The organism is Bacillus sp. SIMBA_008 (assembly GCF_046535495.1).
Classification (GTDB): Bacteria; Bacillota; Bacilli; order Bacillales; family Bacillaceae; genus Bacillus; species Bacillus subtilis.
Window position 1 is genome coordinate 741,031 of sequence record NZ_JAWRWL010000002.1, and the last position, 15,436, is coordinate 756,466.

Consider the following 15,436-nt stretch of genomic DNA (forward strand, 5'->3'; position numbering starts at 1 on the left):
TCAGTCTTTTCTAAAGAAACCAAAAATCCCTGTCGTTTGAACAATGTTCGTAAATGCTTTCGGATCAACTTCTTTGACGATCTTTTCTAAATCGTACAGTTCATACCTCGTGATGACGATAATCATCATTTCTTTCTGTTCGTTCGTAAAAGCTCCTTTTGCCGGAACAGTTGTGATGCCGCGCACCATTTTTCCGTAAATGGCTTCCTTGATTTCGTCCGCTTTTTTCGTCACAATCATTGCCGTAAGCTTCATGTGGCGAGTGTGAATGGCGTCGATCACCCTCGTTGTCACATATAGTGTAACCAGGGTATATAATGCTTTCTCCCAACCTTGCAATAATCCTGCCGTCAAGATGATAATCCCGTTCAGAATGAAGAAATACGTGCCGACGGGTTTATCCTTCCACTTTGCAAGCACCATGGCGACGATATCAAGCCCGCCTGTCGAAGCTCCGTATTTTAATGTTAAGCCGATACCGACTGCGGAAATGACGCCGCCGAACACCGCGTTCAGCAAAATGTCATGTGACAGGCTTGTTTCCGGCAGGATCCCCATAAACAGAGTAGTGAGTGCGACACTTAAAATGCTGTACACTGTAAACGATTTGCCGACCTTCAGCCATCCTAAAATACCGACTGGAATGTTTAAGAGGAACAAGAGCGTTCCCGTCGATATGTAAAAGGGGGCATATTGATCAACGACGCTTGATAAAAGCTGGGCAACACCTGTAAATCCGCTGGCATATACATCTGCAGGTATCAAAAATAAGTTCAGCCCGGCAGCATTGAGTAAAGCGCCGATGATGACGATGAGTAATTTTTTTGTTTGATCTAGTACCATGGCATGTTCCTCCGCTCTTTCTTCTTTATTATGTTTTCCCTTAAAACAAATATTTGAACACGATTTTGGCAAATTAATATGATATAGTTGGCTTAACTCTCATGATAACGAGCGATAACGGAAAGAAGGGAAGCAATATGACAGTTCATCTCATCGCTGACAGCGCCACTGATTTGCCTCGTTCTTATTTTGAAGAAAAAGGCATTGGCTTTATTCCGCTCAGGGTTTCTCTCGGCGATAAAGAATTCGAAGATGCAGTCACAATTCATGCGGATCAAATATTTGAAGCGATGCAAAATGGAGAAACGCCTAAGACATCCCAAGCCTCACCGCAAACAATTAAAAATGTGTTTTTGCAATATGCCGAAACAGGTGATCCCGCTCTTTACATTGCCTTTTCCTCAGGTCTCTCCGGCACGTATCAGACAGCTGTAATGATCGCCAATGAAGTGAAGGAGGAATTCCCCGATTTCGATTTGCGGGTCATTGATTCCAAATGCGCTTCATTAGGATACGGTCTGGCTGTCCGGCATGCTGCCGATCTCTGTATCAACGGGAATACAATACAAGAAATTGAAACGTCTGTAAAGAACTTTTGCAGCCAGCTTGAACACATTTTTACCGTTGATGATTTAACATATCTCGCGAGGGGCGGCCGGATATCCAAAACGTCCGCTTTTGTCGGCGGCCTGTTGAATATTAAACCGCTGCTTCAGATGGAGGACGGCAAGCTTGTGCCTCTGGAAAAAATCCGCGGACAGAAGAAACTTTTCAAACGGATCATCGAGCTTATGAAAGAGCGCGGGGATGATTGGAGCAATCAAACCGTCGGGATTAGCTACGCCGCGAACAAAGAAAAAGCCACGGACATGAAACACCTGATTGAGGAAGCGTTCAAGCCGAAAGAAATCATTATGCATCCAATCAGTTCAGCAATCGGCTCGCATGCCGGCCCAGGTACATTGGCGATATTCTTTTTAAGAAAATGAGCAAACAAAAACAGTCAGACTCTGTGTCCTGACTGTTTTTGTTTGCTCATAGAATGCCGACAGCCTCATACGCCTTTTCGACTGAAACTGATTGCTTTGAGCCTTCACCGTATAAATCATTGGCAGCTTCAATCGCCGCTTGCTTCATCATGCTGAAATCTGTAGATGCCGTTACATAATATGTTAAAGCCCGATAGTAAATTTGTTCACTTGCTTCACGCCCAATCCCTTCAACCTGTACACCGTGGTGCACGCCTCCTTCTGCAAGAAGATAAGCTGCTTTATTGTGAATGGACGAATTGATATGGACTCCGCCATAATCCTCTGTTCCTGTGTAGCGGTTCGAGTAATGATCTGGATTTCCCTGCTTAGATGGGTCCTCCAATGACCGCAATGAATCTCCTGCAATACCAGGAGTATAGACATCTTCGCCGATCTCCCAATCATCACGGTCAGCCATCGCGCCCATAATGTCAGAAATGGACTCATTTAATGCACCGGGTTCTCCTTGATATAAAAGACCGGCGGAATACTGTGTGACTGCGTGTGTGATTTCATGCGCGACAATGTCGAGCGATCCAGACAGCGGCTTAAATTTCGAACCGTCTCCATCCCCGTATACCATCTGGACACCGTTCCACGCAGCATTGTTCCATTGTTTGCCGACATGCACGGTAGACGTAATCCTTGCTCCGTTTTGATCAAAAGAATCACGGCCAAATGTCTTGCTGTAATAATCGTAAACGGCTTGCGCATTTGCGTGTGCGTCTACAGCCGCAGGTTCATTAAATACGGACGTGCTGCTGACTATTTCTTTGCCCGTATACCCGATCAGTTGAGACAAAAGCGTAAACAAGGTTTCGTTCAGGTTCTTCGCGTCAAATGTATTGATCCCTTTTCCCCTTGTTTCGTCAGCCAAATAAAAGCGCCCATTTTGTTCTCTGACGTCAAAGCTTTTTTCATCACCTGATACGCCGATTCCTGTACCTGCCGTTTCATGAATGGCATTAAAGGACTCAATGACCTTTCCGTTTTTGGCATCGATGAAATAATGCCAATAGCCAGGCTCAGGTTCAGATGTCGAGAGTCTCACAAGGTAGGCGAGATCATATTCACCGTCGTGTGGATAGATATATAATTCGCCTTTTGGTTCCCCATCAAGATATTCGATTTTTCCAATGGAAGCCTCGAGCTCACGCCTTGCTGCATGTATTGCTTTTTTCTCAGAAATAGACGGTGTGATGGAGACGTCCTTGATTTGCGGATGCACCTTTCCAAAGAAACTTTTCACTTGTTTGTTTTCCTTCATCGCGACCGCTTGTTCAAAGCCGTAAATCGGAATTCCTTTGTAAACCTCCGTTAATTTAAAAAACGTTTGTTTTGTCTTTGGATCCTTTATGGTTTTCGAAACACGAAAATGGCTGTTCGCATTCCCTTTGAGCTTAAACTGCGTTTGATGCTTGTCAAGATAGGAAAATAGCGATTCTTTCTGGGTTGTGTTTTGTACCGGCTTCTGCGGTGACTTTTCGATGATGTATGAAGGGGTTTGATACGTATGGTCGTATTTGATGCTTTGATCAGCTGAGGCATGTGTTACAAAAACCATTTGGGCCGCCGTGCATAAGCCGGCCAGTAATAGAGATGTCTTGGTCAGGTTGCGCAAAACACCACATCCTTCCTATTTTGGAATCTACCATTTTTCTTCATCCTATCAAAAATACAAAAACTTGTATGTGGTGCTTCGTTCTTATTTTCCCAAAAAAGAAGGGCAGAGATATTTCGCTCTGCCCTTCTTTTTCTACTCTACTAATTTTTTATTGACATAAATAATAACCCCTGCTCCATATGCCAGTATAAGCGGAGGTATGAGCTGCTCCTGACCTTGAAATGAGATAAAACTATTCAGCAAAATGAACAAACCGGAATTCAAGAAAAAGTAGCCTGCTATTCTGGCCAGCCGGTCTTTATCCCGTATACGCGCCTCGTTAAACCCAGCCAGCATCCAGGTTTGTTTTTTGATTCCGACAAAATAGGCAACCACAAAGAATAAAAGCGCGATGACAATTAATAGATAATTGATGCTGATTTCCATCTTACAGCCTCCTACAAGATTACTTGATGTTAAGAAAAAGAAAAAAAGCGGCGCAGCTTACTGCAATCAGCAGCAGGACGACAAGCGCATTGAGGAACGGGCTCAAAAGAAGCACCACTGCTAAAAACAGCAGATAAACCGCACCGACTCGCGAAATCGTAACAATCTCCTTTTGAGAGCGCATTTTGTTTTTTCTGACACCTGCAAACATCATCAATTTTTTCCGCTTCCATACATATCCGGCGAGCACCATTAAATAAACAGCCAGCGGCAGATGTCTGAAGTCGGACGGCAGCAGCGGCAGGGCGATAATCGTGACAATGAGAAGGACCGAAAGCCAGCTTTTGCCCAATAAAGACCTCCTCCTTTTCGTCTCTCCCCCATCACCCATCATCAATTCGGCAAGCTCCTTCGGATGAGAAAATTCAGATTCAACAGCTTCCTGCAGTTCCTCTTCACTAAGGCCGGCTTTGATTCTGTCTTGAACGAAAGCGGTGATATGCCCCTTTAATTCGTCGATAGCGTTTTCTCTCTCTACATCAGGCATATTCTCCAGCTCTGCATTTAGTTCCTCCATGTATCGGTCAATGATAAGCTGTCCATTCATAGCAAATCCCCCGATAAAGACAGTAAGGCTTGATGGGTTTCCAGGTATTTCTCCAGCCGTTCTTTTAACATTTCTTCTCCTTTTTGTGTCATTTTGTAATACTTTCTTTTCGGGCCGTCCAGTGAATCTTCCCAAAAAAATTCGATCCATCCCTTCTCGGTCATACGTTTCAGAATCGGATAAATCGCTCCCTCTGAAATAGCCAGAGCCGAGGTGGTTTTTAAGGATGACGTCAGCTCATAACCGTACATCGGTTTAGAATGCAGTAGGGATAGGATGGCCAGCTCGAAAATCCCTTTTCGAAATTGAACAATCCAGCGGTCATTAACTTGATTCGTTTTCATGGTTTAAATATATCGAAAAAAACACTATATATCAATCACATATAGCAGTGTAAAATGTCCTGTTTTTCCTTTTAACAAAAATGGAATTTCTCATACTTTTTAACCTTTTTATTACATAAATGTTTTTATATTATGAAAAGTGTAAAAACGATTCTTCAGGTTAAAAGGAGCAGTCGAATGCAGAAATCGATATCATTTTTTGTCATTTTTTCAATCCTTTGGGGTTCGCTATTTCTGTTTTCTATTATTGGCAGCTTAGGGACAACCCCGATTCCGCTGACAAAGGACTCCAAATTTCTCATGTCCAGCATCCTCCCTCAGGGCTGGGGCTTTTTTAGCAAAAATCCGCGTGATACTGCAATCGGCTTATATGAGGCTGAAAATGCCAGCGCCAAGGTCAGATGGCCCAATATGAGGGCTGACAACCTATTCGGCCTGTATCGGTATGGGCGGTCACAAGGCGTTGAAATGGGCGTGATCTACAGCCAAGTCGGCAAGGAACAGTGGACAGCATGTAAAGAAAAGGACCTCGGCGCATGCAAAAGCAAAGCCAAAACCGTGCAATTAAAAACACCCGCTCCCCGCCCGCTGCTTTGTGGCAGCTACTATTTGACGAAAGAGGATATTGTTCCTTGGAGCTATTCTAAATATACCCCTTCGTCTTATCAGGTAAAAAGCATAGTCAAGGTTGTGATCTCATGCTCGAAAACATAAAACAGACCATCACCAGATGGGACGAAAGAAACCCGTGGACAAATGTATATGGCCTCGCGCGAAGCATCATTGCGCTATCCAGCCTGCTGACGCTGCTCATCAATCACCCGAGCCTCATTATGAAGCCAGCCAGCGGGATCAGCAGCTATCCAGCTTGTAAAATGAATCTCAGTCTCTTTTGTCTCGGCGAAAATAACTATATGATGTTAAATCTTTTCAGATGGGTCTGCATTGCCATTCTGGTGCTTGTTGTCATTGGCTGGCGCCCCAGAATCACCGGGGTTCTGCATTGGTATGTCAGTTACAGCCTGCAGTCATCGCTGATCGTCATCGACGGAGGCGAGCAGGCAGCAGCAGTCATGACCTTTTTATTGCTTCCCATCACGCTGACCGATCCGAGAAAATGGCATTGGAGTACGAGACCTATAGAGGGCAAAAGAACACTTGGAAAAATAACAGCTTTTATTTCTTATTTTGTGATCAGAATCCAAGTGGCGGTGCTTTATTTTCACTCTACCGTCGCTAAGCTATCTCAGCAGGAATGGGTGGACGGAACGGCCGTCTATTATTTCGCCCAGGAAAAAACCATTGGCTTCAACGGCTTTTTTCAGGCGTTAACGAAGCCAATTGTAACAAGTCCGTTCGTGGTGATTCCGACATGGGGGACGCTGCTGGTTCAAATTGTCATCTTCGCGGCACTGTTTGCGCCGAAGAAGCATTGGAGATTGATTTTGATCATCGCTGTTTTTATGCATGAGATTTTTGCAGTCATGCTGGGCCTCATCAGTTTTTCGATTATCATGGCCGGCATTTTGATATTGTATCTCACTCCTATCGATTCCACGATTCAATTTACATATATTCGCAGACTGTTGTGGAATAAAAAACACAAGAAGGGAGAGGTTTCAGTTTGAAGAAGGCGTTTCTAGTATTTTTGTCGGTTGTATTGGTGACGACTGTGTTTTTGGTGAAGCAGCAAGAAAGTGTGGCACAGGCAAAGCAGCTTGAGTATTCAGGTGAGGAAATTTTTAAAGGCTTTGTGTTTGCCCAAGGGGAAGTTGGCAAACAGCTTCCAGAGGTCTTTAATAAAGCGATGACAGACAAACTCAACACAAAACAGGCAAAGGCTTTTGCCAATCAGGTTGTCGCTGATATTAAAAAAGAGGATGCTGACTTTTTTGATAACCTGAAGAAAGCTGTTTACAGCAAAGATGCATTGAAAGTGGATGAACTGCTGAAAAAAGCAGGTCAAATCGTTGAAGAAAAAGTAGAAGCTGCAAAGGAAATCGCCGCTTCTAAGGATGATACATCCAGAGTTCAGGCCGAGCTTGTCAACACTGTTGATACCGCTAACTATTTCTATTATGTTTCTTATGTTGCTGCAGCAGGTGCCCTGATTCTGATCATTCTCGCCATTGATATTACGCCGATTGCGATTTCAGACAATGTGGATCGCGAAATGGCAATCAGAACGCTGGTTGATGAATTAAACTAGACATAAAAAAACGGCTCGCTCCGCAGTCTGCTGCAGGCGAGCCGTTTTCATGCTATTTTTTCTCGTATGTCCATCCATTTTCCTGATACACTTTTCCGTTTTTCATCAAATGGCCCAGCGCGCGTTTAAAGGCGGCTTTGCTCATATTAAAACGTTCTCTGATATCGTCAGGCTGGCTTTTGTCACTGTACGGCATGGCACCGTTTCTCATTCTCATATACGTTAGAATGCACTCAGCATCAACTGACATTGCATCCTGTTTTCTCGGAAGCAGCGACAAGTTGACTGAACCGTCTTCTTTCACTTGAATCACCCGGCCTGTGACTCTTGAACCCAGTCTTGGCTCCTCTTTTCTTTCTGACGGGTGAATAAAACAGCGGATACCGTCATCCGTGATCACGAATGAACCCGATGCGATCAGCCTGTACACCGTACCTGTCAGCTCTTTATTCATCAGATCTTCTGAAGCGTCGGTAAACAGTTCGCTGATGATATCTTCCGGCGCTGGTTTCGCAAACATGCGCCCCCGGTTCGTCACCTTCAGCATACAGTAAAGTTTGTCCCCTTTTTGCGGCCAGACATCTTCGTACGGCGGCAAATGCTCAGTTGCGACTAGTGCGTCCTTCGATAAACCGACATCAACGAAAACGCCCATATCTTCCACTTTATCCACCACTTCAACCCAGCCATATTCATCCGCGCTGATGATCGGAATTTTCATCGTGGCCGCAAGCCTTTCCTGCTGGTCTACGTATATAAAGACTTCTACTTCGTCTCTGTCCTCGATATCCTCAGTCATTTCACTGTTATGTAAGAGAATCGTATCTTCCCCATCGGTTAAAAAGTAACCGAAGTCGGTTTGGTGATCTATACTCAAGGTTAATTGCTGCCCTGGTCTCATGCTATCGTCCTTCCTGTTCCGCTTATTCTCTGCGGATTTTGTTAACATTTTTTCCAATCATCACAAATTGATTCTTTGTTCTGTTGGAAGTTTCTCTTTATTCTACTATAATCAACACATAAGTTAAATGTTATGGAGGTTTTCATATGGCAAAAGAAAGTTCATTTGATATTGTATCCAAGGTGGAATTGCCTGAAGTGCAAAACGCAATCCAAATCGCACTGAAGGAAATCAGTACCCGATATGACTTTAAAGGCAGCAAAAGCGACATTTCTTTAGATAAAGAGGAGCTGGTCCTCGTTTCCGATGACGAATTCAAATTAAGCCAGCTGAAAGATGTGCTGGTCAGCAAATTGATTAAACGAAACGTACCGACAAAAAACATTGATTACGGCAAGGTTGAAAACGCGTCAGGCGGAACGGTGCGCCAGCGTGCAAAGCTTGTTCAAGGCATTGACAAGGACAACGCAAAAAAAATCAATACGATCATCAAAAACTCCGGACTGAAAGTAAAGTCTCAGGTGCAGGATGATCAAGTGCGTGTCACCGGAAAAAACAAAGATGACCTGCAGCAGATTATCTCAGCTGTACGGGGAGCAGATCTGCCAATTGACGTTCAATTTATAAATTTCAGATAAATTTTCTGATTCCTATTGATTATTGTCTTTATTTTCGGTAAATTTGGAGAAAGGGAAAAACGCCAGATATCTTTTGGCACTTCCTGACACGAAAATTTCATATCCGTTCTTATCAAGAGAAGCAGAGGGACTGGCCCGACGAAGCTTCAGCAACCGGTGTAATGGCGATCAGCCATGACCAAGGTGCTAAATCCAGCAAGCTCGAACAGCTTGGAAGATAAGAAGAGACAAAATCACTGACAAAGTCTTCTTCTTAAGAGGACTTTTTTTATTTCTCTTTTTTCCTTGCTGATGTGAATAAAGGAGGCAGACAATGGGACTTTTAGAAGATTTGCAAAGACAGGTGTTAATCGGTGACGGCGCCATGGGGACGCTCCTCTACTCCTATGGCATTGACAGGTGTTTTGAGGAGCTCAATATTTCAAAGCCGGAGGAAATTCAGCGCATACATAAAGCGTACGTTGAAGCGGGAGCCAACATTATTCAAACGAATACGTACGGGGCCAACTATATTAAATTATCCAGACACGGGCTTGAGGATGACATCAAAAAAATGAATCAGGAGGCCGTAAAGATCGCGCGGGCTTCAGCAGGCGATGCATACGTGCTTGGAACGATGGGCGGCATACGCACATTTAATAAAAACGCGTACAGTCTTGACGAAATTAAGCGCAGCTTCCGCGAGCAGCTGTATCTGCTGCTGCATGAAGAGCCGGATGGCTTGCTGTTAGAAACATATTATGATTTGGAAGAAGCCCGTGAAGTGCTGAAAATCGCGCGCAAAGAGACTGATCTTCCGATAATGCTCAATGTCTCCATGCACGAGCAAGGCGTATTGCAGGACGGAACACCTCTTTCTGAAGCATTGCGATCGATTGCGGATCTCGGGGCTGATATCGTCGGCATTAACTGCCGGCTCGGGCCTTATCACATGATTGAAGCGCTTAGCGAAGTGCCAATTTTTGATGACGTATTCTTATCCGTTTATCCGAACAGCAGTCTTCCTTCGCTTGAAGAGGGACGGCTCGTCTATGAAACAGACGGCACGTATTTTCAAAACAGCGCGTCAGAATTCCGTAAGCAAGGTGCGCGGATTATCGGCGGCTGCTGCGGCACAACGCCGAATCACATCAGGGCGATGGCGGAAGCAGTTGGCGGACTGGCTCCGATTACGGAAAAAGAAGTCAAAACCCGGGCCAAAGAATTCATTTCTGTTCATCACGAGCGAACCGAGCCCGGCCTGGATGAGATCGCAGCGAAAAAACGCTCTATTATCGTAGAACTGGACCCGCCGAAAAAACTGAGCTTTGACAAATTTCTGTCCGCTGCTGCTGAATTAAAAGAAGCGGGAATCGATGCCCTGACACTCGCCGACAATTCTTTGGCGACCCCGCGGATCAGCAATGTTGCCTGCGGTGCCCTTGTCAAGCAGCAGCTCGATATGCGTTCCCTTGTCCATATTACGTGCCGTGACCGTAACATTATCGGCTTACAGTCACATTTAATGGGCCTTGATACGCTAGGGCTGAATGACGTGCTTGCTATTACAGGTGACCCTTCTAAAATCGGGGATTTTCCTGGTGCGACGTCTGTATATGATTTAACATCTTTTGATTTAATCAGGCTGATCAAACAATTCAATGAAGGTCTGTCTCTGTCTGGAAAACCGCTCGGCAAGAAAACGAATTTCTCAGTTGCCGCCGCATTTAATCCTAACGTCCGCCATCTGGATAAAGCGGTAAAACGGCTTGAGAAAAAAATAGATTGCGGCGCAGATTATTTTGTTTCTCAGCCTGTCTATTCCGAGCAGCAGCTTGTCGATATCCATAACGAAACAAAACATCTGAAGACGCCGATCTATATCGGCATCATGCCGCTGACAAGCAGCCGGAATGCCGAATTCATCCATAATGAAATTCCCGGCATTAAGCTGTCTGATACGATTCGCGAAAAAATGGCCCATGCCGGTGAAGATAAAGAAAAGCAAAAGGCGGAAGGCCTTGCAATTGCACGCTCCCTGCTGGATACGGCATGCGAGCTGTTTAACGGCATCTACTTGATAACGCCTTTCCTCAGATCTGACTTAACCGCTGAGCTCACTTCATATATTCAGCAAAAAGATGAGCAGCGCCAAAATATCTTTTTGCATTAATCCCTTAAAAGACTGTCTGATCCAATCGGGCGGTCTTTTTCAACGGGATTCGTGTTACGATATAGAAAAACAGTCATGAGGAGGAACATTATGCTCGAAGTCAAAACCATTTCCGCGGAAGATACATATGAAATTCGGCACCGCATTCTGCGTCCCCATCAATCCATTGAACAATGCAAATATGAAGAGGATCATGCAAAAGGCTCCTTTCATCTCGGCGCGTTTTTTGAAGGAAAGCTGATCAGCATCGCTTCTTTTTCCCCGCAAAATCAGCCATTAATAACAGAATCCCCAGCATATCGGCTGAGAGGCATGGCAACGCTTGAAGGATATCGTGATCAAAAAGGCGGGAGCACGCTGATCAAACACGCGGAAGAGAAACTGGCAAAGAACGGCGTTCAGGCAGTCTGGTGCAATGCCAGAAGCCATGTGAAAGGCTACTATTCAAAGCTTGGCTGGGAAGAACTCGGCGAACCGTTTGAGATTCCCGGCATAGGCACACATATCATCATGTATAAAAAACTCGAAACAAGCAGGTGATCTGTATGAGGGTAATCGATGAGCTGATTAAGCTTCATGAAGAACATATCCCTAGTCTATTGCGGCTTTGCAGGCAAGCCGGGTGGCCGGATTACGGCGAACAAGAGCTGGCACTGCTTGTCCAGCAAGGACGCTTTTTCGGCTATCAAAATGTCAGCGGTGATATTATTTCCTGCATCGGCTTGTTTTTGTTTGGCCGGCTTGCTTCTATCGGCCTCGTGATCGTTGACAAAGAATATCAACGGCTCGGTCTTGGCCGGCGTATGGTAAACGCCTGTATTACCCAAACGGATGAAAACACCGCCATCAGGCTTTGCGCCACAAAAGAAGGTTTGCCGCTTTATGAAAAAGCAGGTTTTCATACGGCAGGTTCAGTGCGAAAGTACAGCTGTCACAGTTTTCAACCTTATACAAAAAAGCTTGATGCTGAACTGACATCCTTTAGAGAACAAGACTTTCACGACTTAACCGCGGCGGATCTGGCTGCCTTTGGCGGAGATCGATCAAACCTTTTGCAGCAGCTTATTTCTGCTTCATGCGAATGTATCATCGCCAGAAATCAGGACGGACAGCTCATTGGCTACGGACTTTCTGTACAGACACCGGCCAATTTGAAATTCGGCCCTATCATCGCTCCATCATCAGATGTTGCAGCACAGATAATTACAAGGCTGGCGGCCGGCAAACAAGGGCCGATGCGAATCGATATACCGAGTGAACACACGTCTCTGCATGACAGCCTGATAGAAATGGGATTTCATAAAGATGATGAACCTCCGATTTTGTTCTATCAGAAAAAAGCGCCTATTCAAAATGGACACTTATATGCTTTGATTTCACAGGCTCTCGGTTAACCCTCTTTTTTCCCGAACAGGTATCTTCTGTTCGGTTTTTTGCTGTCTGATCGCTGAATAAACGAAGCCATCAGGGACATTCTAAGCAGAAGAAAAGGAGTGTGCTCTGAGATGGAATCATCAAAACAAAATAACGGAATGACGATTGTGGCAATCGGTTCAATCCCTTTAATATTAACCCTAGGAAACTCGATGCTTATTCCGATTTTGCCAAAAATGAAATCTGAACTTCATTTATCACAATTTCAAGTCAGTCTCGTGATCACAGTATTTTCCTTGATTGCAGCATTTGCGATTCCGATTGTCGGTTATCTCGCAGACCGATTCTCAAGGAAAGTCATCATTATTCCCTGCTTAATTTTGTATGGTGCCGGCGGTTTGTTAGCCGGGTTTGCGGCAGGTTTTTTTGACAATGCCTATCCTTGGGTCATGGCAGGACGAGCGTTACAGGGAATCGGGGCAGCCGGAACCGGCCCAATTGCCATGGCACTGACGGGAGATCTGTTTAAAGGCGCCCAGGAGAGCAAGGTGCTCGGCCTTGTTGAAGCTTCAAACGGCATGGGGAAAGTGCTATCGCCGATCATTGGCTCGCTGATCGCCCTGCTTGTCTGGTATGGCGCGTTTTTTGCCTTTCCTGTGTTTTGTATCATTTCGATCGTACTGACTTGGATTTTTATTAAAGAAAAGAAAAAGGAAAAAGAACCGCCACCAATCGGAAAATATGCAAAAGGGCTGTTAAGTGTCTTTAAACATGAAGGCAGATGGCTGTTTACCGCTTATTTAGCCGGTGCGACCTGTTTGTTTACTTTATTCGGCATCCTGTTTTATCTCTCAGATGTTCTTGAAAAAACATACGACACCGACGGCGTGAAAAAAGGCTTGATTTTAGCGATTCCGCTTTTGGTTATGTGTGTGACGTCCTATACAACAGGAAGCAAAATCGGGCAAAAGCAATCGTTAATGAAAAAGCTGATCGTACTTGGATTGGCGTTCATGACCGTATCCTACGCGGCACTGTCATTCATTGAAAATCTTGTCCTTTTTATCAGTGTTCTTGTACTGAGCAGTATAGGCTCAGGTCTTGTCCTTCCTTGTGTGAACAGTTTTATTACCGGGGCTGTCGGCAAGGAAAGACGGGGATTTGTCACCTCGCTGTACGGCTCTGTACGTTTCTTAGGGGTAGCGATCGGTCCTCCGATTTTCGGCCGCCTGATGCAATGGTCCAGACCCGGCATGTTTTTAAGCATCGCGGGATTGACTCTCGTTGTCGGGATTCTTGTGATGATGCTCATCCATGTGAAGCAAAACAATGAAGAAACAAAAGAAAAAGAAGACCCTAAAATGGCTGGCAATCGGCTCCAGCCCGCTGAGGAAAGGTAGCACCCAGTGTGAAAATTGTACAAATTGAAACCTTTCCGCTATTTCACCGATTAGAAAAGCCATACGGAGATGCCAATGGGTTTAAACGATATCGGACTTGTTATCTCATCAGGATTATCACCGAAAGCGGGATAGACGGCTGGGGAGAATGCGTTGATTGGCTCCCTGCTCTCCATGTCGGTTTTACGAAGCGGATCATCCCGTTTCTATTAGGAAAACAGGCTGGCAGCCGCCTGTCATTAGTGCGCACGATTCAAAAATGGCACCAGAGGGCGGCCTCCGCTGTAAGCATGGCGCTGACAGAGATTGCAGCCAAAGCTGCGGATTGTTCGGTTTGCGAATTATGGGGCGGGCGATACAGAGAGGAGATTCCTGTGTACGCGTCTTTTCAATCGTACTCAGACTCCCCGCAATGGATCAGCCGCTCAGTCTCCAATGTTGAAGCCCAGTTGAAAAAAGGGTTTGAGCAAATCAAAGTCAAAATTGGCGGGACTTCATTCAAGGAGGATGTCCGGCACATCAATGCGCTGCAGCATACAGCAGGCAGCTCCATTACGATGATTCTGGACGCAAACCAAAGCTACGATGCCGCTGCGGCTTTTAAATGGGAGCGCTATTTCTCCGAATGGACGAACATTGGCTGGCTTGAGGAGCCTTTGCCCTTTGATCAGCCGCAGGATTACGCTATGCTTCGAAGCCGTTTGTCTGTTCCTGTTGCCGGCGGAGAAAATATGAAAGGCCCGGCGCAATATGTGCCTCTTCTTTCACAGCGCTGTTTGGATATCATTCAGCCCGATGTCATGCATGTCAACGGAATTGATGAGTTTCGGGACTGCCTCCAGCTCGCGCGTTATTTTGGCGTCAGAGCATCCGCCCATGCATATGACGGATCGCTCTCACGGCTCTATGCTTTATTTGCACAAGCCTGTCTGCCCCCATGGTCTAAAATGAAGAACGATCACATTGAACCGATCGAGTGGGACGTCATGGAGAATCCTTTTACAGATCTCGTCAGCCTGCAGCCTTCAAAAGGAATGGTCCATATCCCGAAAGGAAAAGGCATTGGAACAGAGATCAATAAGGAGATCGTCAATCGCTACAAGTGGGATGGCTCAGCATATTAAGCTGGGCCATTTCTTTATTTTGAGACATAAATCATGGACAGCCTCATAAAATGAAAACAGCGGACAAGTCTTTTCATAAAGGAGCAAATGACTTAATGGCTGAACTGCTGATGAAAGCAAAACTTACGTTTATGATTGTCGTAGGCGGCGTACTACAAGGACTCGGCATGTCCTTGTTTTTATTTCCGCATGATATTCCGACAGGCGGTGCAGCAGGTATTGCGGTGCTATTGCATTATCTGTTTCAAATCCCCCACGGATTTTCAGTGTGGGCTGTGAATGTATCAATGCTTTTTACCGCTTTAAAATGGCTGGAGATGAGAACATTCACCGGCACCCTCGCTTCTATCACCGTCACCTCTGTCTCGGTATTGATCTTTGATGCGGTTTTTCCGGATATCACATCTAATCTGTGGCTTGATCTGGCAAGCGGCGCAGTGTTATTGGGACTCGGCATCGGACTTTTATACAAATATAAAATTTCGAACGGAGGATTCGGAGCCCTTGCTCTGATGATTTCTATCTACCGCGGCGGGAATCCTGGTACGATCCTGCTCATCATGAATTGCATCATTTTTATGGTCACCGCGTCTATTATTGACTGGGGCATTGTCATTCAAGCCCTGATATGCCAAGTGATATCGACAAGAGTCATCGACTTCATCTACAACATCCGTCTGACCTCACTTCCCTATCTCACGCCTATGTACCGCCATAAAAAATAATAGGCAGAGGCTCTCTTCACGACGAGAGCCCCGCAGCC

Annotated in this window: 17 protein-coding genes and 1 riboswitch; of the genes, 11 read left to right on the top strand and 6 right to left on the bottom strand. The window is 45.3% G+C overall.

The genetic code is table 11. From position 1 onward, the window contains the following. On the bottom strand, window positions 1–843 hold the full coding sequence (locus tag SB658_RS09340; protein WP_003245017.1) for a YitT family protein: 843 nt from the start codon (window positions 841–843) through the stop codon (window positions 1–3). Between the two features lie 137 nt (window positions 844–980). On the opposite strand from SB658_RS09340, the gene SB658_RS09345 reads away from it, so the two are divergent. Then, complete coding sequence (locus tag SB658_RS09345) at window positions 981–1,832, top strand: DegV family protein (protein ID WP_003245785.1); 852 nt, start codon at window positions 981–983, stop codon at window positions 1,830–1,832. A gap of 46 nt (window positions 1,833–1,878) precedes the next feature. Here SB658_RS09345 and nprB read toward each other — a convergent pair whose 3' ends face one another. The 4 genes from nprB to SB658_RS09365 all read right to left on the bottom strand — a co-directional run bounded on the left by nprB (window position 1,879) and on the right by SB658_RS09365 (window position 4,875). Next, complete coding sequence (gene nprB, locus SB658_RS09350; RefSeq protein WP_019712362.1) at window positions 1,879–3,495, bottom strand: neutral protease NprB; 1,617 nt, start codon at window positions 3,493–3,495, stop codon at window positions 1,879–1,881. 135 nt (window positions 3,496–3,630) lie between these two features. Beyond that, entirely contained in the window at window positions 3,631–3,924 is a 294-nt protein-coding gene (locus SB658_RS09355) for a DUF3784 domain-containing protein (RefSeq protein WP_003233021.1), read from the bottom strand. Window positions 3,925–3,943: 19 nt separating this feature from the next. Then, window positions 3,944–4,531: an HAAS signaling domain-containing protein gene (locus SB658_RS09360; protein ID WP_003233023.1), complete on the bottom strand. Its 588-nt coding sequence runs from the start codon at window positions 4,529–4,531 to the stop codon at window positions 3,944–3,946. Further along, the gene (locus tag SB658_RS09365; protein ID WP_003233025.1) at window positions 4,528–4,875 is read right to left on the bottom strand and encodes a PadR family transcriptional regulator; all 348 of its coding nucleotides are present in this window, start codon (window positions 4,873–4,875) and stop codon (window positions 4,528–4,530) included. The genes SB658_RS09360 and SB658_RS09365 overlap by 4 nt, the downstream gene beginning before the upstream one ends. A 177-nt stretch (window positions 4,876–5,052) precedes the next feature. Between SB658_RS09365 and SB658_RS09370 the strand changes: the two genes are divergently transcribed. From SB658_RS09370 to SB658_RS09380, 3 genes are read left to right on the top strand one after another with little or no spacing between them, the layout of a single operon-like run. Then, window positions 5,053–5,589 (top strand): SdpA family antimicrobial peptide system protein, encoded by a 537-nt coding sequence (locus SB658_RS09370; RefSeq protein WP_003245405.1) that lies wholly within the window; start codon window positions 5,053–5,055, stop codon window positions 5,587–5,589. Further along, window positions 5,574–6,503, top strand: a complete 930-nt coding sequence (locus tag SB658_RS09375) for a sporulation-delaying protein SdpB family protein (protein WP_003233028.1) — start codon at window positions 5,574–5,576, stop codon at window positions 6,501–6,503. The genes SB658_RS09370 and SB658_RS09375 overlap by 16 nt, the downstream gene beginning before the upstream one ends. Continuing rightward, the gene (locus SB658_RS09380) at window positions 6,500–7,084 is read left to right on the top strand and encodes a sporulation delaying protein family toxin (RefSeq protein ID WP_003244950.1); all 585 of its coding nucleotides are present in this window, start codon (window positions 6,500–6,502) and stop codon (window positions 7,082–7,084) included. The genes SB658_RS09375 and SB658_RS09380 overlap by 4 nt, the downstream gene beginning before the upstream one ends. Window positions 7,085–7,136: 52 nt before the next feature. On the opposite strand, the gene SB658_RS09385 is transcribed toward SB658_RS09380, so the two are convergent. Continuing rightward, the gene (locus tag SB658_RS09385; RefSeq protein ID WP_010886474.1) at window positions 7,137–8,033 is read right to left on the bottom strand and encodes a CvfB family protein; all 897 of its coding nucleotides are present in this window, start codon (window positions 8,031–8,033) and stop codon (window positions 7,137–7,139) included. 98 nt (window positions 8,034–8,131) lie between these two features. Between SB658_RS09385 and SB658_RS09390 the strand changes: the two genes are divergently transcribed. From SB658_RS09390 to SB658_RS09420, 7 genes are all read left to right on the top strand, one after another. Continuing rightward, complete coding sequence (locus SB658_RS09390) at window positions 8,132–8,623, top strand: YajQ family cyclic di-GMP-binding protein (protein ID WP_003233034.1); 492 nt, start codon at window positions 8,132–8,134, stop codon at window positions 8,621–8,623. 106 nt (window positions 8,624–8,729) lie between these two features. Beyond that, window positions 8,730–8,847, top strand: a riboswitch (SAM riboswitch). Window positions 8,848–8,936: 89 nt separating this feature from the next. Beyond that, complete coding sequence (locus SB658_RS09395) at window positions 8,937–10,775, top strand: bifunctional homocysteine S-methyltransferase/methylenetetrahydrofolate reductase (protein WP_029726278.1); 1,839 nt, start codon at window positions 8,937–8,939, stop codon at window positions 10,773–10,775. 90 nt (window positions 10,776–10,865) lie between these two features. After that, window positions 10,866–11,315, top strand: a complete 450-nt coding sequence (locus tag SB658_RS09400; protein WP_029726279.1) for a GNAT family N-acetyltransferase — start codon at window positions 10,866–10,868, stop codon at window positions 11,313–11,315. A gap of 5 nt (window positions 11,316–11,320) precedes the next feature. Then, complete coding sequence (locus SB658_RS09405) at window positions 11,321–12,169, top strand: GNAT family N-acetyltransferase (protein ID WP_029726280.1); 849 nt, start codon at window positions 11,321–11,323, stop codon at window positions 12,167–12,169. 111 nt (window positions 12,170–12,280) lie between these two features. Then, the gene (locus SB658_RS09410) at window positions 12,281–13,549 is read left to right on the top strand and encodes an MFS transporter (protein ID WP_003233041.1); all 1,269 of its coding nucleotides are present in this window, start codon (window positions 12,281–12,283) and stop codon (window positions 13,547–13,549) included. Between the two features lie 8 nt (window positions 13,550–13,557). Further along, the gene (locus SB658_RS09415; protein WP_124059704.1) at window positions 13,558–14,673 is read left to right on the top strand and encodes a mandelate racemase/muconate lactonizing enzyme family protein; all 1,116 of its coding nucleotides are present in this window, start codon (window positions 13,558–13,560) and stop codon (window positions 14,671–14,673) included. Between the two features lie 95 nt (window positions 14,674–14,768). After that, on the top strand, window positions 14,769–15,398 hold the full coding sequence (locus SB658_RS09420; protein WP_009966972.1) for a YitT family protein: 630 nt from the start codon (window positions 14,769–14,771) through the stop codon (window positions 15,396–15,398). Window positions 15,399–15,436: the final 38 nt, after the last annotated feature.

Bases quoted from the DNA above. Each gene is read 5' to 3' on its own strand.
- SB658_RS09340 (WP_003245017.1), bottom strand. From the start codon at position 843: ATGGTACTAGATCAAACAAAAAAATTACTCATCGTCATCATCGGCGCT.
- SB658_RS09345 (WP_003245785.1), top strand. From the start codon at position 981: ATGACAGTTCATCTCATCGCTGACAGCGCCACTGATTTGCCTCGTTCT.
- SB658_RS09355 (WP_003233021.1), bottom strand. From the start codon at position 3,924: ATGGAAATCAGCATCAATTATCTATTAATTGTCATCGCGCTTTTATTC.
- SB658_RS09360 (WP_003233023.1), bottom strand. From the start codon at position 4,531: ATGAATGGACAGCTTATCATTGACCGATACATGGAGGAACTAAATGCA.
- SB658_RS09365 (WP_003233025.1), bottom strand. From the start codon at position 4,875: ATGAAAACGAATCAAGTTAATGACCGCTGGATTGTTCAATTTCGAAAA.
- SB658_RS09370 (WP_003245405.1), top strand. From the start codon at position 5,053: ATGCAGAAATCGATATCATTTTTTGTCATTTTTTCAATCCTTTGGGGT.
- SB658_RS09375 (WP_003233028.1), top strand. From the start codon at position 5,574: ATGCTCGAAAACATAAAACAGACCATCACCAGATGGGACGAAAGAAAC.
- SB658_RS09385 (WP_010886474.1), bottom strand. From the start codon at position 8,033: ATGTTAACAAAATCCGCAGAGAATAAGCGGAACAGGAAGGACGATAGC.
- SB658_RS09390 (WP_003233034.1), top strand. From the start codon at position 8,132: ATGGCAAAAGAAAGTTCATTTGATATTGTATCCAAGGTGGAATTGCCT.
- SB658_RS09395 (WP_029726278.1), top strand. From the start codon at position 8,937: ATGGGACTTTTAGAAGATTTGCAAAGACAGGTGTTAATCGGTGACGGC.
- SB658_RS09400 (WP_029726279.1), top strand. From the start codon at position 10,866: ATGCTCGAAGTCAAAACCATTTCCGCGGAAGATACATATGAAATTCGG.
- SB658_RS09405 (WP_029726280.1), top strand. From the start codon at position 11,321: ATGAGGGTAATCGATGAGCTGATTAAGCTTCATGAAGAACATATCCCT.
- SB658_RS09410 (WP_003233041.1), top strand. From the start codon at position 12,281: ATGGAATCATCAAAACAAAATAACGGAATGACGATTGTGGCAATCGGT.
- SB658_RS09420 (WP_009966972.1), top strand. From the start codon at position 14,769: ATGGCTGAACTGCTGATGAAAGCAAAACTTACGTTTATGATTGTCGTA.